This is a genomic window from Mycobacterium sp. E2497, assembly GCF_001668695.1.
In the GTDB taxonomy this organism is placed as follows: Bacteria; Actinomycetota; Actinomycetes; order Mycobacteriales; family Mycobacteriaceae; genus Mycobacterium.
On sequence record NZ_LZKD01000161.1, the window covers coordinates 1 to 21,337 of the forward strand.

21 protein-coding genes and 1 pseudogene are annotated in these 21,337 nt (G+C 68.1%); 11 read left to right on the plus strand and 11 right to left on the minus strand.

Going from position 1 to position 21,337, the window contains the following annotated elements:
• From A5713_RS14750 to A5713_RS14765, 4 genes are all read right to left on the minus strand, one after another.
• A partial coding sequence (locus A5713_RS14750; RefSeq protein ID WP_231980425.1) for a hypothetical protein occupies positions 1–695 on the minus strand: 695 nt, incomplete at its 3' end.
• A 116-nt stretch (positions 696–811) separates the two neighbouring features.
• Entirely contained in the window at positions 812–1,210 is a 399-nt protein-coding gene (locus A5713_RS14755) for a hypothetical protein (protein ID WP_068096525.1), read from the minus strand.
• 31 nt (positions 1,211–1,241) lie between these two features.
• On the minus strand, positions 1,242–1,847 hold the full coding sequence (locus A5713_RS14760) for a PPE family protein (protein ID WP_082972957.1): 606 nt from the start codon (positions 1,845–1,847) through the stop codon (positions 1,242–1,244).
• Between the two features lie 38 nt (positions 1,848–1,885).
• Positions 1,886–3,616: an amidohydrolase family protein gene (locus A5713_RS14765; RefSeq protein ID WP_068096528.1), complete on the minus strand. Its 1,731-nt coding sequence runs from the start codon at positions 3,614–3,616 to the stop codon at positions 1,886–1,888.
• Between the two features lie 54 nt (positions 3,617–3,670).
• Here A5713_RS14765 and A5713_RS14770 point away from each other — a divergent pair, with 54 nt between their 5' ends.
• A complete protein-coding gene (locus tag A5713_RS14770; protein WP_067922774.1) occupies positions 3,671–4,195 on the plus strand; it encodes a mycothiol transferase in 525 nt (174 codons plus the stop codon).
• An 18-nt stretch (positions 4,196–4,213) separates the two neighbouring features.
• On the plus strand, positions 4,214–5,074 hold the full coding sequence (locus tag A5713_RS14775) for a hypothetical protein (protein WP_068096531.1): 861 nt from the start codon (positions 4,214–4,216) through the stop codon (positions 5,072–5,074).
• Here the strand turns inward: A5713_RS14775 and A5713_RS14780 are convergent.
• Positions 5,071–6,795: a cytochrome c biogenesis protein DipZ gene (locus tag A5713_RS14780; RefSeq protein ID WP_067922768.1), complete on the minus strand. Its 1,725-nt coding sequence runs from the start codon at positions 6,793–6,795 to the stop codon at positions 5,071–5,073. The two genes, A5713_RS14775 and A5713_RS14780, sit on opposite strands and share 4 nt — an antisense overlap.
• An 84-nt stretch (positions 6,796–6,879) precedes the next feature.
• Here A5713_RS14780 and A5713_RS14785 point away from each other — a divergent pair, with 84 nt between their 5' ends.
• From A5713_RS14785 to A5713_RS14795, 3 genes are all read left to right on the plus strand, one after another.
• Complete coding sequence (locus A5713_RS14785) at positions 6,880–7,566, plus strand: TetR family transcriptional regulator (protein WP_102419974.1); 687 nt, start codon at positions 6,880–6,882, stop codon at positions 7,564–7,566.
• Between the two features lie 70 nt (positions 7,567–7,636).
• Entirely contained in the window at positions 7,637–8,185 is a 549-nt protein-coding gene (locus tag A5713_RS14790; protein ID WP_068096534.1) for an MmpS family transport accessory protein, read from the plus strand.
• Positions 8,182–11,112, plus strand: a complete 2,931-nt coding sequence (locus tag A5713_RS14795) for an RND family transporter (protein WP_068096536.1) — start codon at positions 8,182–8,184, stop codon at positions 11,110–11,112. The genes A5713_RS14790 and A5713_RS14795 overlap by 4 nt, the downstream gene beginning before the upstream one ends.
• A gap of 79 nt (positions 11,113–11,191) precedes the next feature.
• Here the strand turns inward: A5713_RS14795 and A5713_RS14800 are convergent, their stop codons facing one another.
• From A5713_RS14800 to A5713_RS14815, 4 genes are all read right to left on the minus strand, one after another.
• Positions 11,192–11,638 carry a DUF5078 domain-containing protein gene (locus A5713_RS14800; RefSeq protein WP_067919606.1) on the minus strand — a complete coding sequence of 149 codons (447 nt, stop codon included), beginning with the start codon at positions 11,636–11,638 and terminating at the stop codon, positions 11,192–11,194.
• A gap of 51 nt (positions 11,639–11,689) precedes the next feature.
• Entirely contained in the window at positions 11,690–12,607 is a 918-nt protein-coding gene (locus tag A5713_RS14805; protein WP_068096538.1) for a crotonase/enoyl-CoA hydratase family protein, read from the minus strand.
• Between the two features lie 7 nt (positions 12,608–12,614).
• Positions 12,615–12,926 (minus strand): hypothetical protein, encoded by a 312-nt coding sequence (locus A5713_RS14810; RefSeq protein WP_068096553.1) that lies wholly within the window; start codon positions 12,924–12,926, stop codon positions 12,615–12,617.
• A 143-nt stretch (positions 12,927–13,069) separates the two neighbouring features.
• A complete protein-coding gene (locus A5713_RS14815; protein WP_068096541.1) occupies positions 13,070–15,160 on the minus strand; it encodes a prolyl oligopeptidase family protein in 2,091 nt (696 codons plus the stop codon).
• A gap of 67 nt (positions 15,161–15,227) precedes the next feature.
• Here A5713_RS14815 and A5713_RS14820 point away from each other — a divergent pair, with 67 nt between their 5' ends.
• The 6 genes from A5713_RS14820 to A5713_RS14845 are packed head-to-tail and all read left to right on the plus strand — an operon-like array spanning position 15,228 to position 19,798.
• Positions 15,228–16,751 (plus strand): aldehyde dehydrogenase family protein, encoded by a 1,524-nt coding sequence (locus tag A5713_RS14820; protein WP_067919613.1) that lies wholly within the window; start codon positions 15,228–15,230, stop codon positions 16,749–16,751.
• Entirely contained in the window at positions 16,752–17,240 is a 489-nt protein-coding gene (locus A5713_RS14825) for a DUF779 domain-containing protein (protein ID WP_068096543.1), read from the plus strand. It begins immediately after the preceding gene.
• Between the two features lie 10 nt (positions 17,241–17,250).
• Positions 17,251–17,529, plus strand: coding sequence for a putative holin (locus tag A5713_RS14830; protein ID WP_102418860.1), 279 nt, complete (start codon positions 17,251–17,253; stop codon positions 17,527–17,529).
• Positions 17,522–18,091, plus strand: coding sequence for a hypothetical protein (locus tag A5713_RS14835; protein ID WP_068096545.1), 570 nt, complete (start codon positions 17,522–17,524; stop codon positions 18,089–18,091). The genes A5713_RS14830 and A5713_RS14835 overlap by 8 nt, the downstream gene beginning before the upstream one ends.
• Positions 18,092–18,124: 33 nt before the next feature.
• Positions 18,125–19,519, plus strand: a complete 1,395-nt coding sequence (lpdA, locus tag A5713_RS14840; RefSeq protein WP_067919623.1) for a dihydrolipoyl dehydrogenase — start codon at positions 18,125–18,127, stop codon at positions 19,517–19,519.
• Between the two features lie 6 nt (positions 19,520–19,525).
• Positions 19,526–19,798, plus strand: coding sequence for a hypothetical protein (locus A5713_RS14845; protein ID WP_068096547.1), 273 nt, complete (start codon positions 19,526–19,528; stop codon positions 19,796–19,798).
• 7 nt (positions 19,799–19,805) lie between these two features.
• Here A5713_RS14845 and A5713_RS14850 read toward each other — a convergent pair whose 3' ends face one another.
• Together A5713_RS14850 and A5713_RS14855 are read right to left on the minus strand one after the other, a co-directional pair.
• On the minus strand, positions 19,806–20,366 hold the full coding sequence (locus A5713_RS14850) for a carboxymuconolactone decarboxylase family protein (protein ID WP_068096549.1): 561 nt from the start codon (positions 20,364–20,366) through the stop codon (positions 19,806–19,808).
• Positions 20,363–21,181 (minus strand): annotated as a pseudogene (locus tag A5713_RS14855) (short-chain fatty acyl-CoA regulator family protein); the annotation flags it as partial. The gene A5713_RS14850 and the pseudogene A5713_RS14855, both read right to left, overlap by 4 nt.
• Positions 21,182–21,337: the final 156 nt, after the last annotated feature.

Here is a 21,337-nt window from a genome sequence, read left to right on the forward strand (position 1 = left end):
TGATATCGGTTCTCCCAGTGCTGGATGCCGTCGTACTCGACGGCGACCTTCCACTCGCGCCATCCCATGTCGACCCGGATCCGTAGGTCGCGAAACTCGATCTGTGTCTCCGGCCTGGGCAGTCCGGCGTCGAGCAAGAGCATGCGCAACCGGGTTTCCTGTGGTGACTCCGCACCGCCGTCCGCAAGTGCCAGCGCGGCCCGCAGCCGCCGGATGCCTCGGGCACGCGAGTGCCGGTCGGCGACGGCGACGACCTCCGCGGGTTTTACACCCGTCGCATGGAGCAGGGCGTCGAGGATGGGGACCGCCTTGGTAGCAGCCGCGCCGCAACCGATGTCGAAAGCGGTGCGCGCCGGGGTCGTCAAGCGGATTCCCGCGACGGTGCACACCTCGTCATCGGCGAGCTGATAGCTGTGCACCACGACGCCTCGCTGTCCCCGCCGGTCGGCGCGCACGATTTCCGCGGGCGCAGCCGCATCGAGCCATCTGGTGCCGAGTACCGCGGCCGCCGAGAGGCCGGCCAGGGTCGCACCCGTCGATAGCCACGCCGCGTGTGCTTTGGTAACTGCCGTCAGCTCCGCGTCTTTTCTGATGTACACGTCGCGGAACACGGGTCGATACCGGGTGCGCAATTGGTTGCGGGTGACGGCGCCGCGTTCCAGCGCGAAACTGCCGCGGAACGGCCAATCGTCCATGTGGCCATGGTGAGCGCGGGGCCGCAGCCACGGGTTCGCCGAGTGTGGGGTCTGTGGACGAATTCCGATCTGGGGACGTACACAGGGCCCACACTCGGCGACCGCCGTGGCGCACCCTAGGCCGGCAGGGAGAACACCACGCAGTCGTGCAGGCAGCCCTTGGCCGCCTCCGGCGAGTCGGGGTCGGCGTCGCGGTGCAGCAGCGCGCGGGTAGGCACCACCTCGAGGCGCACCGCGTCCCCGGCCTCGGTCACCTCGGCCGTGCCGTCGACGATCAGCGAATAGCCGCCGGCCTCGCCCGGGGGCCACAGCAGGGTGACGTCGCGACGCTGGGCCAGATTCTGCCGGGTGCGGCCGCCGATGAGGCCGACGTCGAGTGTCGCGTCGCGCAGCTGCGGCTCGACCGTCACGGTGTGCACGCGGTAGTCGTCGTCCACGGTGACCAGGTAGGCGTACGGATAGTCGGGAAGAGCGGCCCCGAGCCGCTCGATGTCCACCCTCTTCTTCGTGCGCATGGTGCTCCAGGATAGGCGCGGGGGCGGGGCGCTAGAGCGTGCGCGGAACCCGCGCCGCCGGGAGGCCGAACGTGAGCTGGCCGCTGCTGCTGAAGTGGAAACCGAGGTTCTGCAGAACCTGCTGCCAGGGTGCCAACTTCTCCACGGCCGCCGACGCGTCGGCGTGGTAGCCGTACATCGCTTCCACGTCCGACGCCCACATCTGGTCGTAGGCGGCCTCGATGTCGGCGATCGCAGGGGTGTTCTGGCCCAGATGATTGGTGGCGGACAACGCGTGGGCGAGTGCGCGATTGGCGGCGACCACCGCCGGCTGCACCGTCGCCGCCAGGGCGCCCTCGAACGCGGCCGCGACGGCGGAGGCCTGACTGGACACCGCCTGCGCCTGCGCCGCCGCCGCGCTGAGCCAGCTCACGTAGTGCGTGGCGAGGGCCATCATCGCCGCCGACGACGGGCCCTGCCAGGACCCGCTGGCGAGATTTGACGTGACCGAAGAAAACGACGAGGCTGACGATGCCAGGTCCTCGGCAAGGCCGTCCCAGGCTTCCGCGGCAGCAAGCAGCGGCCCGGCTCCGGGACCCGAATGGATTCGTGCCGAGTTCACTTCTGGCGGCAACCACGCAAAATGCGGGCTCGTCACCGGCTCAACTTACCCGGGATCTGGCCGTTTTGGTGGCGTTATTGCGCGGCTGCTGGCCTGGGCTGCCGCCCGCGGACCAACTTGCCGGGACGGGCGTCGGTCGGCACGCCGTTCTCCGCGATCACTTCGCCGGCGACGACGGTGGCGACGTACCCGTCGGCGGTCTGGTCCAGGCGCCGCCCGCCGGCCGGCAGGTCGTAGGCGATGACCGGTTTGTGCAGCCGCAACGCGGCGTGATCGATGACGTTGAGGTCGGCCTTGTACCCGACTGCGATGCGGCCCCGGTCGCCCAGCCCGGCGATGCGGGCCGGCACCGAGGTGAGTTCGCGGACGGCCTCCGGCACGGTGAACCGCCCGCGCTTGCGGTCGCGGGCCCAGTGCGCAAGAAAGTATGTCGAGTAGCTGGCGTCGCAGATCATCCCGTAGTGCGCGCCGCCGTCGCCGAGCCCCAGCACCACGTCGTCGCGGTGCAGCAGCTCCCCGACGGTGTCCAGCGAATTGCCCTGCAGGTTGCTGGTGGCCACCAGCAGCATGGCGCGGCCGTCGTCGTCGAGCAGCCGGTCGTAGGCCTCCTCCATGGGGTCGACGCCGCGGGCCCGGGCCCGCGCCCCGACGCTGGTCGACGGGTCCGGCTCGTAGTCCGGGTTGTCGCCCAGCGGGAAGATCCAGTCCCACATCTGCGCCACGTACAGGATCGGATGACCGACGCCGGGCTTGTCGGCCAGGATGCGGGCGCGCACCTCCGGCTTGCGCATCTCGGCGACCCGCTCGGCCAGCGGCAGGTGGGCGATCTCCCGGTAGCTCGGGTAGAGCACGAACGGGTTGGCGGACAGCTGCAGCCCGATGATCAACCCGATCGGACGCGGAAGCAGCTGCGCGGTGATGTCACCGCCCGCCGCGTTGGCCTTCTCGATCATGGTGATGGCGTCCGGCCAGGTCGGGTCGCCGGCGTTGGCGACGACGAGCGTGAACGTGAGCGGCAGGCCGACGTCCTCGGCCACGTCGAACACCATCTGCAGCACCGGTTCGTAGCCGCCGGCCGGGATGTCCGGCACGAACTGCAGCAGGCCGCCGCCCCCGTCGACGACACCGCGGGCGATCTCCTCGATCTCCTCGCGCGCGGCGTCGTAACTCGGGATGGGCGAACCGCTTTCCGTCTTGTGGATGGTCAACCGGGACGACGCGAAGCCCAGCGCCCCGACCTCGACCGCCTCCTTGGCCAGTGCCCGCATCTTGGCGAGGTCCTCGGCGGTGGCCGGCTCGCGGTTGGCGCCGCGCTCGCCCATCACGTAGACCCGCAGCGGGGAGTGCGGCAGGTACGCGGCGACGTCGATGTCACGCCGGCCGGCGTCCAGCGCGTCCAGGTATTCGGGGAACGTCTCCCATGTCCAGGGCAGGCCGTCGGTCATGACGACGCCGGGGATGTCCTCGACGCCGGCCATCACGTCGACGAGCACGTCGTGGTCCTCCTGGCGGCACGGGGCGAAGCCCACCCCGCAGTTGCCCATGACCACGGTGGTCACCCCGTGCGCCGACGACGGCGTCAGGCGTTCCGACCAGATGGACTGCCCGTCGTAGTGGGTGTGCAGGTCGACGAAGCCCGGGGTGACCAGCAGCCCGGTGGCGTCGATCTCCCGCCGTGCGGCTTCCCCGTTGACGGCGCCCACCGCCGCGATGACGCCGTCTCGCACCGCGACGTCGCCGACGAACGGCTCACCGCCCCGCCCGTCCACGATGGTGCCGTTGCGGATGATGAGGTCGTAGGTCATTCAAATAATCTACGACCGCGCCCGCGGGTGGTGCCAGGATCTAATGTCGCGGGTATGGCCAACACCTCCAGCCCCGACTCCGCCGCCCAAGAACTGCTCCGCGATGCCTTCACCCGGTTGATCGAACACGTCGACGGAATCGCCGACGGGTTGACCGACGAGGTCGCCAACTATCGAGTCACCCCGCACGCCAACAGCATCGCCTGGTTGCTCTGGCACAGTGCGCGGGTGCAGGACATCCAGCTGGCCGACGTGGCCGGCGTCGAGCAGGTGTGGCTGCGCGACGGCTGGGCGGACCGGTTCGCGCTCGACCTGCCGCGCAACGACACCGGCTACGGGCACGGCCCGGAGCAGGTCGGGAAGGTCAAGGCGCCCGCTGACCTGCTGTCCGGCTACTACCACGCGGTGCACAGGCTGACCCTCGAGTACGTCGCCGGCGTGACCGCCGCCGAACTTCAGCGGGTGGTCGACACCAACTGGGACCCGCCGGTGACCGCCAGTGCCCGGTTGGTGAGCATCATCGACGACTGCGCCCAACACCTGGGGCAGGCCGCGTACGTGCGCGGAATCGCGCCCTAGGGCTTGGGTTTTCGCGACGTGCGATTGGTGGCCGCGGTCTTGCGGGCGATGCTGTGGCTGGCCACGACCGTCGCGCTGGCCGTGGCGATCCCGGCTGCGTGGCTGCAGTGCAACGTCGTCAGTGAGGCTGGCTACGCCGCGCTGGCCCAGCGGGCCGCGGGTGATCCCGCGCTGCAGTCCGCGGCCGCGGACGAGCTGACCAACCGCGCGATGGCGCTCATCGCGGATCGCACCGGGGGACGCCGGCCGGTCGACGCGGCGCAGTTGCACCAGGCCGCCGCCGCGTTCACGGCCGGGCCGGCGTTTCCGGCGCTGTTCGCCAGGGCGAACCGGACGGCGCACCGCTGGTTGTTCAGCGCCGACGGGGCCGGTGGATCGTGGGCGATCGACGTGGCACCGATGCTCGAGGACGCCTCGCTGCAGCGGATACTGAGCAGCCACAACGTGAAAGTGCCTGCGACGCTGAGCGTTCCGCTGACGGCGTCGACGCCGCGCTCCCTGCGGCCGGGGCAGCTCAGCCCGCTCGCCACCTGGGGGCCGTGGGTCAGCGTCGGCGCGGCGGCCCTGAGCGTGATCTGTGCCGTGCTGACGCTGGCCGCCGCCCGCCGCCGCGGCAAGGCGCTCACGAGCCTGGGGGTTTCCGCGCTGCTGGTCGGCGCCGGCGGGTGGGCGGGCATCGAGATCGCCGGCCGCCGCGTCGATGCCGCGCTCAACCACACCACCGGCGACATCCGCCGCATCGCCGAGGTCATGGTCGACCACGCGGAGGCGGGCCTGCACCAGTGGCTCAACCTGGCGCTGCTCACGGGCGTGGCCCTGGCGATCGCCGGCGTGCTCGTCGCGATGCTGGGCAGTCTGCGGAAGAAACCCGCCGGCTAGCCGAAGGTGAACGAAAAGACTTGCAGCCCAGGGCTGACCCGCATGTCGAGCTGGTCGCTGCGCGCCTCCGGGTCGGCCACGACCCGGTGCAGGGTGGGCGGCCCGCCGATCGGAGTCGTCGTCGTCGTCCCGTCCCGCGTCACCGTGAGCGTGCCCGTCCCGCCGACGACGACGTAGACGTCCTTGGCGGTGTAGTTCAGCCGGATGGCCGCGTCGTCGCTGTCGGCGGTGGCGCCCTGGTCGTCGAGCTTCCACCGGCCGGTCAGCGCGAACCTGTCGCCGGCCAACTGCGGCGGGTAGCCGAACGCACCCGACTTGTAATCGCCTGCGCCACCGTAGTTTCGGGCCCGGTCGATCCCGAGGTAGGTCTCGGGCGTGAGCCTGGTCCGGGGCGTGGTGTCCGGCGACTGCGTCGGCGCGGGCAGCCGGGCGCCGGGACGGGCGTCGGCGATCAGCTCGCGGATCAGCTTCTCGGTGCCGTCGTAGTCGCCTTCACCGAATTTGGTGTGCCGGACCGTTCCGTTCGCGTCGATGAGGTATTCGGCCGGCCAGTAAAGGTTTTGGTAGTTGTTCCAGGTGGTGTAGTCGTTGTCCAGGGCGACGGGGTAGGTGATGTGCAACGCGGCGGCGCCGCTGGCGACGTTGGCGGGCACCCGTTCGAAGGCGTATTCGGGGGTGTGCACCCCGATGACGACGAACCCCGCGTCGTGGTACCGGTTGTACCAATCCACCACGTGCGGGATGGCCCGCTGGCAGTTGATGCACGAATACGCCCAGAAGTCGATCAGCACCACCTTGCCGCGCACCGCCGCCTCGTCGAGCGGTTTGCCGTCCGGGGTGTTGAGCCACCCCGTGACCCCGCCGACCGCCGGTGCCGGGCCGCACTGCTGCAACTGGGTGGCGCCGTCCATGCAGTTGGTCAGCGCGCCGCTGGCGCTGACCCCGGCCGGGCTCAGCCGCAAGCCGCCGGACCCGGGCGGCGGCGTCGCCGCGGCGGGGTTGAGAGTGCGCTGGAGTTCGTTGCCACCGATCTCGTTCTGCATCGCCGTCGTGTAGTCCGGGATCGCGCGCTGCAGCATCGCGGGGAGGTTGAAGACCAGCGCCACGGCCAGCACCACCATCATGATCCCGCCGGCGACCTGAATCGCGCGCTGGCGGCGGCGGAACGCGGCGACACGTTCGGCGACGCGCCGCCCGGCCAGCGCGAACGCCAGCAGCGGCAGCGCATTGCCCAGCGCGAACGTCCCGGTCAGCACCAACGCGCCGGCCCCGATCGTCTGCGTGCCGCCGGCGACCACGATCGCCGCGAGCACCGGGCCCGCGCACGGCACATACAGCGCGCCCAGGGTCAATCCGAGCCCGAAACCGTCTGCGTTGGCGCCGATTTGCCGCTGCGGCAGGTAGCCGAACGGCCGCTCGATCAGGTGCTGCAGGGGCGGGAAGATCAGCCCGAGGCCGATCAGCACCAACACCACCAGGGCCGCCCACCGGATCGCGTCCTGCGGCAGGTGCAGCGCCGTCAACAGCCCGGAGCCCACCAGCGTGGCCAGCGAGAAGCTGCACACCAGGCCGGCGATCACCAGGTAGGGCCGCGCGGCGGCACTGAGCCCCCGGGTGCTGCCCGCGCCCGATAGCAGAAGCACCGGCAGCACCGGCAGGATGCACGGCGAGATGCCGGTGATGAGGCCGCCGAGGAAGCCGATGAGCGCGATGGTGTGCATACCTACATACACCATTACCCGGCCGGGAAGGTTCAATGTGGCACGGTGCAAATCACGCCCCGTGCGTTATACAAATCACACAACGTGCGTTACGCTCTGGCGGTGGCGCAACTCACCTTCCAGCGCGCCCGCACCGAGGAGAAGAAGCGCCAACGTGCGGAGGCACTCGTGGAAGCCGCGCGCTCGCTGGCGCTCGAGACGGGCGTCGCCTCGGTCACCCTGACCGCCGTCGCCAGCCGGGCCGGCATCCACTACTCCGCGGTCCGCCGCTACTTCAGCTCGCACAAGGAAGTTCTGCTGCACCTGTCGGCAGAGGGGTGGGTGCGCTGGTCGACCACCGTGTCCGAGAAGTTGGCCAAGCCGGGCCCGAAGTCGCCGTCGCGAATCGCCGAGACGCTGGCCGATGCCCTGGCCGACGACCCGCTGTTCTGCGACTTGCTGGCCAACCTGCACCTGCACCTCGAGCACGAGGTGGACGCCGAGAGGGTGGTCGAGGTCAAGCGGATCAGCACGGCCGCCACGCTCTCTCTCGCCGATTCCATCGAGAACGCGCTGCCGGAACTCGGCCGCTCGGGGTCGCTGGACATCCTGCTGGCGGCGTACTCGCTGGCGGCCACGCTATGGCAGGTGGCCAACCCGCCGGAGCGCCTCACCGACGCCTACGCCGAGGAGCCGGAAGTGGTGCCGCCCGAATGGAATCTGGACTTCGCCTCGGCCCTCACCCGCCTGCTGACCGCGACGTGCGTCGGCCTCATCGCGGAGAAGCCATGAACAAGGAGGCCGGGGAGCCATGGCTTGGCGAACTCCAACCGGGCGAAGACGGGAAGGACTTGGACTGCCCATGACGACGACTGAGCCAAGGACCGAGCCGCTGCAGAAGCAGGGCTCCGCCGGCAGGGAGGGGAAAGATGTCGCTCCGCGGCGCGCCAAGAAGCGGGGGCTGTTGGGACGTTTCTGGTTGGTGCTCACGATCGCGGCCGTCGTCGCGGTGTCGGGATTCGTCGTATACCGATTGCACGGCGTCTTCGGCGTTCACAAAGGTTCGTTCGGCGGTGGCACTTCGGGCGAGGTGCTCGACGAGTTCAACGCCAAGACGATCACGCTCGAGGTCTGGGGCTCACCGGGCAGCACGGCAACCATCAACTACCTCGACGAGAACTCCCATCCGCAGCAGGCCCTCAATGTGCCCTTGCCCTGGAGCATCGTATTGAGTTCAACGAAGCCTGGCATCCCGGCAAACCTGGTGGCGCAAGGAGACGGCAGTTGGATCGCCTGCCAATTCGTCGTGAACAACCACGACGGGCACGGTGACGTCATCAAGGCTCCGAATCGCTCGGATTCGAACGAAACCGTGAACCCCTTCGTCTATTGCTTGGACAAGTCCGCATGAGCGAGCCAGGCGAGACTCCGACCCGCGTCGATCAGCCACTGATCCCGCCGTTCCTGCCGCGGATGATCCATCGGCTTGCCCTGCCGATCGTCCTGGTGTGGTTGGCCATTGTGTTCATCACCAATACCGTGTCCCCGCAGCTGGAGGTCGTCGCCAAAACCCACTCGGTGTCGATGAGTCCGACTGACGCGACATCCTTTCAGTCGACGATGCGGGTCGGCTCGACGTTCAAAGAGTTCAACTCCGACAACTCGGCCATGATCTTGCTGGAGGGCGACAAACCACTCGGGGCCGAAGCGCACCGCTACTACGACGAAATCGTCAGGCGCGTCGAACAAGACAAGAAACACGTTCAGCACGTCCAGGATTTCTGGAGTGATCCGCTGACGGCGGCGGGTTCCCAGAGCCACGACCAAAAGGCCGCGTACGTCCAGGTCTACCTCGCCGGCAACATGGGCGGCGGGCTGGCGAACGAGTCTGCCCTGGCCGTGCGCAAGATCGTGGACTCGGTGCCCGCGCCGCCCGGAATCAAGGCCTACGTCACCGGAGCGGGTCCGCTGTTCGCCGATCAGTCCCACGCGGGCGAGAAGGGCGTCATGGTCGTCACCCTTATCACTTTTTTGGTGATCGTGGTGATGCTGCTGTTCGTCTACCGCTCGTTTATCACCATGCTGATCATGCTGGCCATGGTGTTCATCGAGCTGGCAGCGGCCCGCGGTGTCGTCGCGACGCTCGGTAACTACGGCGTCATGGGGCTGTCGACGTTCGCCAACAACATGCTGGTGCTGATGGCGATCGCCGCCGGGACGGATTACGCGATCTTCGTGGTCGGTCGCTACCACGAGGCGCGCGGTCTGGGCGAGACCCGCGAACAAGCGTTCTACACCATGTTCCACAGCACCGCGCATGTCGTGCTGGGATCGGGCCTGACCATCGCAGGCGCGATGTATTGCCTGAGCTTCTGCCGGCTGCCGTACTTCCAGTCGCTGGGGGTGCCGTGCGCGGTCGGCATGCTGGTCGCGGTGTTAGCGGCTTTGACGTTGGCTCCGGCGATGCTGACGGTGGCTTCGTTCTTCAAGCTCCTGGATCCGAAGCGCAAGCTGCAGACCCAGGGCTGGCGTCGCATCGGCACCGCGGTCGTCCGTTGGCCCGCACCGGTTCTCGCGGTGACCATCGGGATCGCATTGGTAGGTCTGCTCGCCCTGCCCGGTTACAAGACGGACTACGACAACCGCCACTTCCTGCCGGCAGACACCCCGGCCAATGTCGGTTACGCCGCCGCGGACCGGCACTTCGACCAGGCTCGGCTCAATCCCGAGCTGTTGATGATCGAGACCGATCACGACCTGCGCAACCCGGCCGATTTCCTGGTCCTGGACAAGGTTGCCAAGGCGGTCTTCCACATCCCCGGTATCGGCCGGGTCCAGACCATCACCCGGCCGTTGGGCACCCCGCTCGACCACAGCACCCTCGGTTTTCAGATGAGTGCTCAAGCCGCAGGGCGGATCCAGACCCAGCACTATCAAGACGAGCAGGCGAACAACCTGCTCAAGCAGGCGGACGAGCTGAAGAAGACCATGGCCACCCTGCATGAGCAGATGCAGGTCACCCAGGACCTCAGTAACACGACGCACGAAACCACCAGGCTCACCAAGGAAACCGTGAGGATCACCGAGGCGCTGCGCGACGACATCGCGAACTTCGACGACTTCTTCCGGCCGATCCGCAGCTTCTTCTACTGGGAGAGGCACTGCTACGACATCCCGGTCTGCTGGGCGCTACGGTCGGTCTTCAACGCGCTCGACGGCATCGACCAGGTGGCTCAGAACATCGTGGACCTCAGCGCGAATCTGGACAAGTTGGATCAGATCCAGCCGAAGCTGGTGGCGCTGATACCGCCGCAGATCGAGAGTCAGCAGCGCAACCTCGATACCGTGATGTCGAACTACGCGACCATGATGGGTCTCAACGAACAGGCGAAAGCGCAGTCCGACAACGCCACCGCCCAAGGCGATGCCTTCGACAAGGCCAAGAACGACGACACGTTCTACCTTCCGCCGGAGGCGTTCAAGAGCCCGGATTTCGCGCGGGGTCTCAAACAGTTCATCTCGCCGGATGGGCACGCCGTCCGGTTGATCATCTCCCATGAAGGCGACCCGGCGAGTCCCGAAGGCATCAGCCACATCGCACCGATCAAGCAGGCCGTGCACGAGGCGATCAAGGGCACGCCCTGGGAGGGCGCCAAGGTCTACCTCGGCGGTACCGCCGCGACGTACAAGGACATGCACGACGGCTCCAACATCGACCTGTTGATCGCCGGAATCGCCGCAGCCACACTGATTTTCATCATCATGCTGGTGATCACCCGAAGCGTCGTGGCGGCCTTTGTGATCGTCGGTACGGTGTTGCTGTCACTGGGCGCCTCATTCGGACTCTCCGTGCTCCTATGGCAGTACATCCTGGGCCTGAAGTTGCACTGGATGGTACTGGCCATGGCGATCATCCTGCTGCTGGCGGTGGGCTCGGACTACAACCTGCTGCTGATATCGCGGTTCAAGGAGGAAATCCACGCCGGGCTCAAAACGGGCACCATCCGGGCCATGGCCGGTTCGGGCTCGGTGGTGACCTCCGCCGGTCTGGTGTTCGCCGCGACCATGGCCACGTTCGCGTTCAGCCCGCTGATGGTGATGGCCCAGGTGGGTACGACGATCGCGCTGGGTTTGTTGTTCGACACCTTGATCGTGCGGTCCTTCATGACACCGTCACTGGCCACCCTGCTCGGGCGCTGGTTCTGGTGGCCGCAGCACGTGCGACCACGGCCGGCCAGCACCATGCTGCGACCGTACGGACCGCGTCCGGCCGTGCGCGAGCTGATCCTCAAGAACGTCGAGGAGCGCCCGGCGGGCGGATTGGTACAGCCGCGCTGATCCGAACGAGGCGGACGCCCGGGCGCCGGGCAAAAAAATCCGCACGTCCCCTCAGGGGCGTGCGGATTTTTGGGAGGCGCTAGGCCCAGTTCCACACCGACATGTCGCCGGGCGGGTACTGGCCGCAGACGTCGGTGGCCTTGGCGACGACGCCCTTGTTGTTGAAGAAGAGCTTCATGTGGTTGGGCCAGGCGTACCACAGCGGGTCGTTGTTGTAGAAGTTCTCGGAGTAGGTGCGGCGGTCCTCCGGTGACAAGGAGTAGAACCAGTGCACCTTGTCGATCGTCGCCTGCTGGACGTTCGGGTGGTTGTTGAAGTCGATCATGTACCGCTGGTAGTACACCGGGCTGGTGTCGCGGGTGGCCGCCATGATCTGCTCGGCGTCGCACGTGGTGTTGATCATCCGGCGCGGAATCGGAAAGTCTTCCGTGGAGTCGGCCACGGCGGTCTTCGGGAAGACGGCGGCAGCGATGCCGAGGGCGAGGAAGGCGGCGCCTGCGCGCAAGCCAGTGTTCAGCCGAGACATGGTTGTTACGGTAGCACTTTTTGGGCGACGGCGGACAGTCTCTAGCTCAGCTCAGTATTGGTCGCGATCAGGCACGATGACGTGCGTCGGGTCGGGCCGCAGCTCCGGCGGGGCCTGGCTGTAGTCGCCGAACGGGCCGTCGCGGCGTTCCACCGCCGCCCGCACGCCCCGGGTTTCGGCGGTCTTGATGAAGTCGAGGGCGTCGGGGGTGTTGCGCATCAGGCCGTCGAGGATGCCGCCCAGCGTCTGGGTGGACGCCAATCCCATGTTCTCGTAGGCCTGGTTGACGATCAGCTTCTGCGCCTGCAGTTGTGACAGCGGGATCCGGGCCAGGTCGGCGGCGATCTCGGCGACCCGGGCCTCGAGCCGCTCGAACGGCACCGCCTCGTTGAACCCGACGATCTCGGCGGCCTGGGCGCCCGTCAGCGGGCGCCCGGTCAGCGAATGCCACTTGGCCTTGGCGAAGCTGAGCCGGTAGAGCCACATCCCGCTCAGGTATGCGCCCCACATCCTGCTGTACGGGGTGCCGATCACCGCGTCGTCGCTGGCGATCACCAGGTCCGCGCACAGCGCGTAGTCGCTGGCCCCGCCGACGCACCAGCCGTGCACCTGGGCGATGACGGGCTTGGACGCCCGCCAGATGGCCATGAACTTCTGCGTCGGCCCGGTCTCGCGGGCGGTGACCATCGCGAAGTCCTTTCCGGGATCCCACCGGCCCTCGGTCATCATCGAGTCGCCCCAGTGCACAAAGCCGCCGCCGAAGTCGTAGCCGCCGGAGAAGGCCCGGCCGGCACCTCGCAGCACGATGACCTTGACGGCCGGGTCACGCTCCGCCCGGCCGACGGCCGCTTCGATCTCGTCCGGCATCGGCGGCACGATGGTGTTGAGCTGCTCGGGACGGTTCAGCGTGATGGTGGCGACCGGGCCGGCCGTCGTGTAGAGCAGCGTCTCGAAGTCGGGTGCGGTCATGGCGTCCTTACGGGTCGGGCTGACGGTTCTCCGGTGACGACGCATAGATCCGGCCGCCGATCTTGAGATACGGCGTCGTCAGGTAGGCCGACAGGACGAGCAGGCCGGAGAAGATCAGCGCCACGCAGACGGCGTTCGGCCAGATCCTGCCGGTGCCGATCGCGAAACAGACGGTGCCGATGATCGCGGTCGCCCAGTAGAACCGCCGGCCCGCGCGGCGGTGACGGATGAAGCGGTAGCGTGCCTGCGCCGCCGAAACCAGGATGAAGATCAATCCGGTCGCCAGCAGGGTGAGCTCGATGCGTTGGGTCGCTGACACGTCGACGATCTTATGGGTCGGGACGGCGAGCGACGTCGACAAGGCCGAGTGAGGACGTTGGTCCTCTCAACAGCGGGCTGCCGGCCCTGGCGCGCGTCCACTCGCCGACGGGATCCTGGACAGCGGAGGCAGGACCCCGGTTTTTACGTCGGGGGCGCCAGCATCCGCCACAGGAACGAATAGGTAAGCGCGGCCTTGAAGGCGACCTGCTGGTTGTCGGCCGCGCCGGCGTGCCCGCCCTCGATGTTCTCGTAGTAATAGACCGGATGTCCCGCGGCCTGTAGCGCCGCCGTCATCTTGCGGGCGTGGCCCGGATGCACCCGGTCGTCGCGGGTGGACGTGGTCATCAGCACCGGCGGGTAGTGCCGCGTGGCCGTAATGTTCTGGTAGGGCGAGTATTCGGAGATGAACGCCCAGTCCTCCGGATTGTCCGGGTCGCCGTATTCGGCCATCCACGAGGCGCCCGCGAGCAGCAGGTGGTAGCGCTTCATGTCCAGCAGCGGCACGCTGCAGACCAGCGCGCCGAACCGCTCCGGGTACTGGGTCAGCATGATGCCCATCAGCAGGCCGCCGTTGCTGCCGCCCTGCGCTCCCAGTCGGTCGACGGTAGTGATGCCACGGTTCACCAGATCGGTTGCCACGGCGGCGAAGTCCTCGGCCACCTTGTGCCTGCCCTCGCGCATCGCCTGGGTGTGCCAGCCGGGGCCGTACTCCCCGCCGCCGCGGATGTTGGCCAGCACGTAGGTGCCGCCGCGGGCCAGCCACAGCCGGCCGAGCACGCCACTGTAGGCGGGGGTGTTGGCGGATTCGAACCCGCCGTACCCGTACAGCATGGTCGGCCCGGGGCCTTGGGCGCCGGCGGGCCGCACCACGAAGTACGGGATCTGGGTGCCGTCGTCGGATGCCACGAAATGCTGTGCCACCGTGATGTTTTCGGCGTCGAAGAAGGCCGGCGCGGACTTGATCTGTTCCAGCGGCCCCTCGCCGGCGCCGCGCAGCAGCCGCGAGGGGGTGACGAAGCCGCTGGAGTCGAGGAAGAACTCGTCGCCGGTGTCGTCGGCGCCGACGACGACGGTGTGGGTCGCCGGCGGTATCCCGGCGACCGGCTCGCGCCGCCAGTCACTCCGTGACGATCGCAAGCGCGACGAAGCCGGGCGCTGGGGGACGTCACGCGAGGGCGGCGTGACGATCTCCACCCGGCTGGCCACGTCGGCGAGGGTGACCAACAGCAGGCGGTCCCGCGTCCACGCGTAGTGATTCAGCGCGGTGTGCTCGTCGGGCTCGAACACCACGCTCAATTCTGCGGTGCCCGAAAGGAATTCGTCATAGTCGGCCGCCAGCAGGGCGCCCGCGGGATAGTTCTGCGCGCCGTAGAACCAATCCGTGCGCAGCTCGATCAAGAGCCACTGCCGGTGTATCGACAAGCTGGCGTCGGTGGGCGCGTCGATGCGGATCAGCTCCGGCCCCCGCAATTCGTAGACCTCCTCGTTCCAGAAGTCGAGGGCCCGCCCCAGCAGGGTGCGCCCGAAGCCGGGAGTGCGATCCACCGAGGCGGACACCCGCACGTCGGTGCGGGCGCCCTCGAACACGGTCTCCGCGTCGGTGAGCGGGGTGCCCCGGCGCCACCGCTTGATCACCCGCGGGTAACCCGAGTCGGTGAGCGAGTCGTCGCCGAAATCCGTGCCCACCAGGACGGTGTCGGCGTCCACCCAGGCGAGCTGCGACTTGGCCTCCGGCAACTGGAATCCACCGGCGACGAATTCACGGGTCCCCATGTCGAATTCGCGCACGATCGAGGCGTCCGAGCCGCCTCTGGACAGCGCGACCAGCGCGCGCGTGTACTCCGGTTCGATCACCCCCGCGCCGGCCCACACCCAGTTCTGGTTGTCAGCCCGCCCCAGTTCATCGATGTCGATCAGCACGTCCCACTCGGGAGAATCGCTGCGATAGCTGTCCAGCGTGGTACGCCGCCACAACCCGCGCGGGTTGGCGGCGTCGCGCCAGAAGTTGTACAGATACTCGCCGCGGCGGACCACGTAGGGGATGCGGGCGTCGGTGTCGAGCACCTCGAGCGCCTCGACGCGCATCCGCTCGAAGTCCGCGTCGCAAAACGTCGCCAGCGTCGGTTCGTTACGCGCGCGCACCCAGTCCAGCGCCTCGTCGCCGGTGACGTCCTCGAGCCACAGGTAGGGGTCTTGGGCGTCGTCGGGAGGAGCGGCGGCTTGTGACGTCATGGAAGCCATTGTGACCTCCGGCGGTAGTGTGAGGTGTATTACACAGGCGAACGAGGGGTGAGAGCAGATGACTGTTTTCGCACGTCCAGGTTCTGCTGGGGCGTTGATGTCGTACGAATCCCGCTATGACAACTTCATCGGGGGCGAGTGGGTCCCGCCCGCGCAGGGCCGCTACTTCGAGAACCCGACGCCGGTCACCGGCCAGCCGTTCTGCGAGGTGGCCCGCTCCGACGAGGCCGACGTCGACAAGGCGCTCGACGCCGCCCACGGGGCGGCGCCGGCCTGGGGCAAGACCCCGCCGGCCGAGCGGGCGGCAATCCTGAACAAGATCGCCGACCGGATCGAGGAGCACAAGGCCGCGGTGGCGGTGGCCGAGGTGTGGGACAACGGCAAACCGATCCGCGAGGCGCTCGGCGCCGACATCACGCTGGCGGTCGACCACTTCCGCTACTTCGCCGGGGCCATCCGCGCGCAGGAGGGTTCGCTGTCCCAGATCGACGAGAACACCGTCGCCTACCACTTCCACGAGCCGCTCGGCGTGGTCGGGCAGATCATCCCGTGGAACTTCCCGATCCTGATGGCCACCTGGAAGCTGGCGCCCGCGCTGGCGGCGGGCAACGCGGTGGTGCTCAAACCCGCCGAGCAGACGCCGGTCTCGGTGCTCTACCTGATGTCGCTGATCGGCGACCTGTTGCCCCCCGGTGTCGTCAACGTCGTCAACGGGTTCGGCGCCGAGGCGGGCAAGCCGCTGGCCTCGAGCAACCGGATCGCCAAGATCGCGTTCACCGGTGAGACCACCACCGGGCGGCTGATCATGCAGTACGCCTCCCAGAACCTGATCCCGGTCACGCTGGAGCTCGGCGGCAAGAGCCCCAACGTGTTCTTCTCCGACGTGATGGCCAAGGCGGACGACTTCCAGGACAAGGCGCTCGAGGGTTTCACCATGTTCGCCCTCAACCAGGGCGAGGTGTGCACCTGCCCGTCGCGCAGCCTGATCCAGTCCGACATCTACGACGAGTTCCTCGAGCTGGCCGCGATCCGGACCAAAGCGGTGCGCCAAGGTGATCCGCTGGACACCGAGACCATGCTGGGCTCGCAGGCATCCAACGACCAGCTGGAAAAGGTGTTGTCCTACATCGAGATCGGCAAGGACGAGGGCGCCAAGGTCATCACCGGCGGGGAGCGCGCCGAGCTGGGCGGCGATCTGTCCGGGGGCTACTACATGCAGCCGACCATCTTCGCCGGCAACAACAAGATGCGGATCTTCCAGGAGGAGATCTTCGGTCCGGTGGTCGCGGTGACGTCGTTCTCCGACTACGACGACGCGATCTCGATCGCCAACGACACACTCTACGGGCTGGGTGCGGGGGTGTGGAGCCGCGACGGCAACACCGCCTACCGGGCCGGGCGCGACATCCAGGCCGGCCGGGTGTGGGTGAACTGCTATCACGCCTATCCCGCCCACGCCGCGTTCGGCGGCTACAAGCAGTCGGGCATCGGCCGGGAGAACCACAAGATGATGCTCGACCACTACCAGCAGACCAAGAACCTGATGGTGTCCTACTCCGAGAAGGCGCAGGGATTCTTCTAGATGGAGCCCGGGCCCCCGCCAGGAGTCGTGATCACCGCCGGCGCCGCCGAACTGCTGGCGCGCCTGCAGGACCGCCACGGTCCCGTGATGTTCCACCAGTCCGGCGGCTGCTGCGACGGCTCGTCGCCGATGTGCTTCCCGCGCGGGGACTTCCTGGTCGGTGACCGCGACGTGCTGCTGGGCGTGCTCGACGTCGGAGACGGGGTGCCGGTGTGGATCTCGGGTCCGCAGTACGAGACCTGGAAGCACACGCAGCTGGTCATCGACGCGGTCCCCGGCCGGGGCGGCGGGTTCAGCCTGGAGGCGCCCGAGGGGGTGCGGTTCCTGTCCCGTGGCCGCGTCTTCACCGACGACGAACAGGCCGAGCTGCGGCGGGCGCCGGTGATCACCGGCACCGATTACGAACGGGGCGTACGCCCCAGCGTGCGCGGCGAGGTGGTGGCGGACGCGGCATTCCGAACATGCCCTCCGGCCCGGCGACCCCAGTAATGTCGAAATCGTGATCCCCCTCCCGCGTCCGCGGTCACTGGCCGCGGCCATGCTGATCGGCGCCGCGGTCGGGTTGCTGGCCGGGGTGGGATTCGCCGTGGCCGCCCATCCGAGCGTCCGCCCGGCCTTCGCCCTGGCATCGGTGGTCGGGATTCCCAGCGCGGCAGCGCTGGTGACGATCCTGTTCTCCGGACGCCGCTGGGTGACGATGCTGGGCGCGTTCGTCCTGGCCCTGGCGCCCGGCTGGTTCGGTGTGCTCGTCGCCCTGCAGGTGACCGCTCGTGGCTGACGACGAAACCCCGTCGAGCCCCGGCACCCAATCGTGGGTGCCGGACTTCTCCGATTCCGACGAGGACACCGGGACGCAGTCGTGGGTGCCGGACTTCTCGGACTCCGACGAAGACGGCGGTGAGGAGCCCTCCGCGGCAAACGGCGCACCCGAGACGCCCGCGCCGGCCGCCGAGGAGGGGGATTCCGGCGCCGACTCCGCTGTCACGCCGGTGCAACCGGTCACCGTTCCCGGGCGCTACCTCTACCTCAAGTGGTGGAAGCTGCTGCTGGTGGTCCTCGGCGTGTGGTCCGTGGCCGCCGTCGTCGGGTTCGGCCTGTTCTATTGGTGGTACCACTCGGCCGACGTGACCCCGGCGCTGTTCGTCATCCTGGTCTACGTGGTGGCGTGCGCGGTCGCCGGCGTGTTGCTGGCGATGGTCGAGGGCAGGCCGCTGGTCGCCGCGCTGTCGCTGGCGGTGATGTCGGGGCCGTTCGCCTCCCTGGCCGCCGCGGCGCCGCTGGACGGGTACTACCACTGCGCCCGGGTGGGCCACTGTCTCGTCGGCCTCGTTCCGTATTAACGCCCGGCCCGGGCGGCCACTAGGGTAGGGGCCGTGACCCATTTTGACGTCGTCGTCCTCGGGGCCGGTCCCGGCGGATATGTCGCAGCCATCCGCGCCGCACAGCTCGGCCTGAACACTGGAATCATCGAGCCGAAGTACTGGGGCGGAGTCTGCCTCAACGTCGGCTGCATCCCCTCGAAGGCGTTGCTGCGCAACGCCGAGTTGGTACACATCTTCACCAAAGAGGCCAAGACCTTCGGGATGAGCGGCGACGCCACGTTCGACTACGGCGCCGCCTTCGACCGCAGCCGCAAGGTGGCCGAGGGCCGGGTGGCGGGCGTGCACTTCCTGATGAAGAAGAACAAGATCACCGAGATCCACGGCTACGGCCGGTTCACCGACGCCAACACGGTGTCCGTCGACCTCAACGACGGTGGGACCGAGACGGTGACGTTCGACAACGCCATCATCGCCACCGGCAGCAGCACCCGGTTGGTCCCCGGAACGTCGCTGTCGGCCAACGTGGTCACCTACGAAGAGCAGATCCTGTCCCGCGAGCTGCCCGAGTCGATCGTCATCGCCGGCGCCGGCGCGATCGGCATGGAGTTCGGCTATGTCATGAAGAACTACGGCGTTGACGTGACCATCGTGGAGTTTCTGCCGCGCGCGCTGCCCAACGAGGACGCCGACGTCTCCAAGGAGATCGAGAAGCAGTTCAAGAAGCTGGGCATCAAGATCCTCACCGGCACCAAGGTCGAGTCCATCAACGACAGCGGCACCGAGGTCACCGTCGTCGTCAGCAAGGACGGCAACACGCAGGAGATCAAGGCCGCGAAAGTGTTGCAGGCCATCGGTTTCGCGCCCAACGTCGAGGGCTACGGCCTGGAGAAGACCGGGGTCGCGCTGACCGACCGCAAGGCCATCGGCATCAACGACTACATGATCACCAGCGTCGGCCACATCTACGCCATCGGCGACGTCACCGGAAAGCTGATGCTGGCCCACGTGGCCGAGGCCATGGGCGTGGTGGCGGCCGAAACCATCGCCGGCGCAGAGACTTTGGCGCTCGGTGACTACCGGATGCTGCCGCGGGCGACGTTCTGCCAGCCCCAGGTGGCCAGCTTCGGACTGACCGAACAGCAGGCCCGCGACGAAGGCTACGACGTGGTGGTGGCCAAGTTCCCGTTCACCGCCAACGGCAAGGCCCACGGCCTGGGCGACCCCACCGGCTTCGTCAAGCTGGTCGCCGACGCCAAGCACCTCGAGCTGCTGGGTGGACACCTGATCGGCCCCGACGTGTCCGAGCTGCTGCCCGAGCTGACGCTGGCGCAGAAGTGGGACCTGACCGCCACCGAGCTGGCGCGCAACGTGCACACCCACCCGACCCTGTCCGAGGCGCTGCAGGAGTGCTTCCACGGCCTGGTCGGCCACATGATCAACTTCTGAGGCCGCGTGCGCAGCGACGTCGTTGTGGGGGCCGTCGGCGGGCTGGCCGCGGGCTATGTCCTGTGGCTGGCCGCCTTCTCGATCGCCGACGACAACGCGGCGGTGGAGAGGTGGGCGCCCACGGTGTTGCTGCTCTCGCTTGCCCTGGCCGTCTGCGCCACGACGTGGGCCTCGCTGCTGCGCCGACGCCGCAAATACGCCTGGTCGGGCTTCGGCTTCGCGCTGTCCGTGCCGCCGCTGCTGCTGACGCTGGCCGTGTTCGCCAGCGTCTACCTCTGACCGCGGGTTAGCGCGGGTTGTCCAGCGGGATGTCCAGCGCCGCCATCGTCGCGGCCAGCCCGTCGTATTGACTTGCCAGCAAACAGAATTCGATCAGCTGACGCCGGTCGAGGTGCTCGGCGAGCTGCCGCCAAGTCGCGTCGGCGATGGTGCGGTCCTTGATGAACTCGTCCGTCGCCGCCAGCAGCGCCTGCTGCCGCACCGTCAGGCGCGCCTCGACCCGGTCCAGCCGCTCGGGCCACGCGAAGATCGCGGCCTGCAGATCCGCGTTCAGGCCCTGCTTGGCCGCCATCCGGCGATGGTGCTGCAGCTCGTATTCGCAGGCGCGCACATGCGCGACCCGCAGGATCACCAGCTCGGTGTCAACCGCCGGCAGCCGGCCGCGCAGGACGCGGCCGCTGTAGACACTCCACGCCAGAAACAGCAACCGGTGCTGGCCCAGCGTGGTGAACAGGTGCATCTCGGGAGCCCGCACCGTGCGCGCGGCCAGCTTCGCCAGCACCCAGTTGACCGGGCCCAGTTCGCGGAATCGTCCCGACGGGATGCGGCCCTGCTGCGGCCCGGTCACGGTTGCTTCACCAGGTACGGGGAGACGGTGCTGCGGTGTTCGTCGAGATCCAGCGCGCGGCCCAGGGCCGGGAACGCCCGCTGCGGGCAGTTGTCACGTTCGCAGACCCGGCAGCCCGCGCCGATCGGTGTGGCCACTGTTCCTGAATCCCCCGAGACGTCGAGTCCTTCCGAGTAGACCAGCCGGTGCGCGTGGCGAAGCTCGCAACCCAGCCCGATCGCGAAGGTTTTACCCGGCTGACCATACCGGGCTGCGCGGCGCTCCACCGTGCGGGCCACCCACATGTAGTTGCGGCCGTCGGGCATCTGGGCGATCTGGACCAGGATCTTGCCCGGGTTGGCGAACGTCTCGTAGACGTTCCACAGCGGGCAGGTGCCGCCGCTGGAGGAGAAGTGAAAACCGGTGGCGGACTGGCGTTTTGACATGTTTCCCGCCCGGTCCACCCGGACGAACGAGAACGGCACCCCGCGCATCGACGGCCGTTGCATCGTCGAAAGCCGGTGCGCGATGGTCTCATAGCTCACCGAATAGAACGAGGACAACCGCTCCACGTCGTAGCGGAAATTCTCCGACACGTCGTGGAACTGGCGATAGGGCAGCACCGCGGCCGCGGCGAAGTAGTTCGCCAGCCCGAGCCGGGCCAGCGTGTGCGACTCCTCGCTGGTGAACTTGCCCTCCTCGACCAGCGCGTCGATCAGGTCGCCGTATTCGAGGTAGGCCAACTCGGCGGCCATCTTGAAGACCTGCTGCCCCAGCGACAGGTGGTTGCTGATCTCCAGGGTCTTCGTTGCGGGGTCATACCGGTGCAGCACGGGGACCTGGCCCGCGAGCTCAATCGCCGGCTGACCGAAGTGCACGGCGTGCACATCAACAGGCGCATCGATCTCGGCGACACCGTGCTGCACCGGTATGACCCCGCAACGAAGACCCTGGAGATCAGCAACCACCTGTCGCTGGGGCAGCAGGTCTTC

Bases quoted from the DNA above. Each gene is read 5' to 3' on its own strand.
- A5713_RS14755 (WP_068096525.1), bottom strand. From the start codon at position 1,210: ATGCGCACGAAGAAGAGGGTGGACATCGAGCGGCTCGGGGCCGCTCTT.
- A5713_RS14765 (WP_068096528.1), bottom strand. From the start codon at position 3,616: ATGACCTACGACCTCATCATCCGCAACGGCACCATCGTGGACGGGCGG.
- A5713_RS14770 (WP_067922774.1), top strand. From the start codon at position 3,671: ATGGCCAACACCTCCAGCCCCGACTCCGCCGCCCAAGAACTGCTCCGC.
- A5713_RS14780 (WP_067922768.1), bottom strand. From the start codon at position 6,795: ATGCACACCATCGCGCTCATCGGCTTCCTCGGCGGCCTCATCACCGGC.
- A5713_RS14790 (WP_068096534.1), top strand. From the start codon at position 7,637: ATGACGACGACTGAGCCAAGGACCGAGCCGCTGCAGAAGCAGGGCTCC.
- A5713_RS14795 (WP_068096536.1), top strand. From the start codon at position 8,182: ATGAGCGAGCCAGGCGAGACTCCGACCCGCGTCGATCAGCCACTGATC.
- A5713_RS14800 (WP_067919606.1), bottom strand. From the start codon at position 11,638: ATGTCTCGGCTGAACACTGGCTTGCGCGCAGGCGCCGCCTTCCTCGCC.
- A5713_RS14805 (WP_068096538.1), bottom strand. From the start codon at position 12,607: ATGACCGCACCCGACTTCGAGACGCTGCTCTACACGACGGCCGGCCCG.
- A5713_RS14815 (WP_068096541.1), bottom strand. From the start codon at position 15,160: ATGACGTCACAAGCCGCCGCTCCTCCCGACGACGCCCAAGACCCCTAC.
- A5713_RS14820 (WP_067919613.1), top strand. From the start codon at position 15,228: ATGACTGTTTTCGCACGTCCAGGTTCTGCTGGGGCGTTGATGTCGTAC.
- A5713_RS14825 (WP_068096543.1), top strand. From the start codon at position 16,752: ATGGAGCCCGGGCCCCCGCCAGGAGTCGTGATCACCGCCGGCGCCGCC.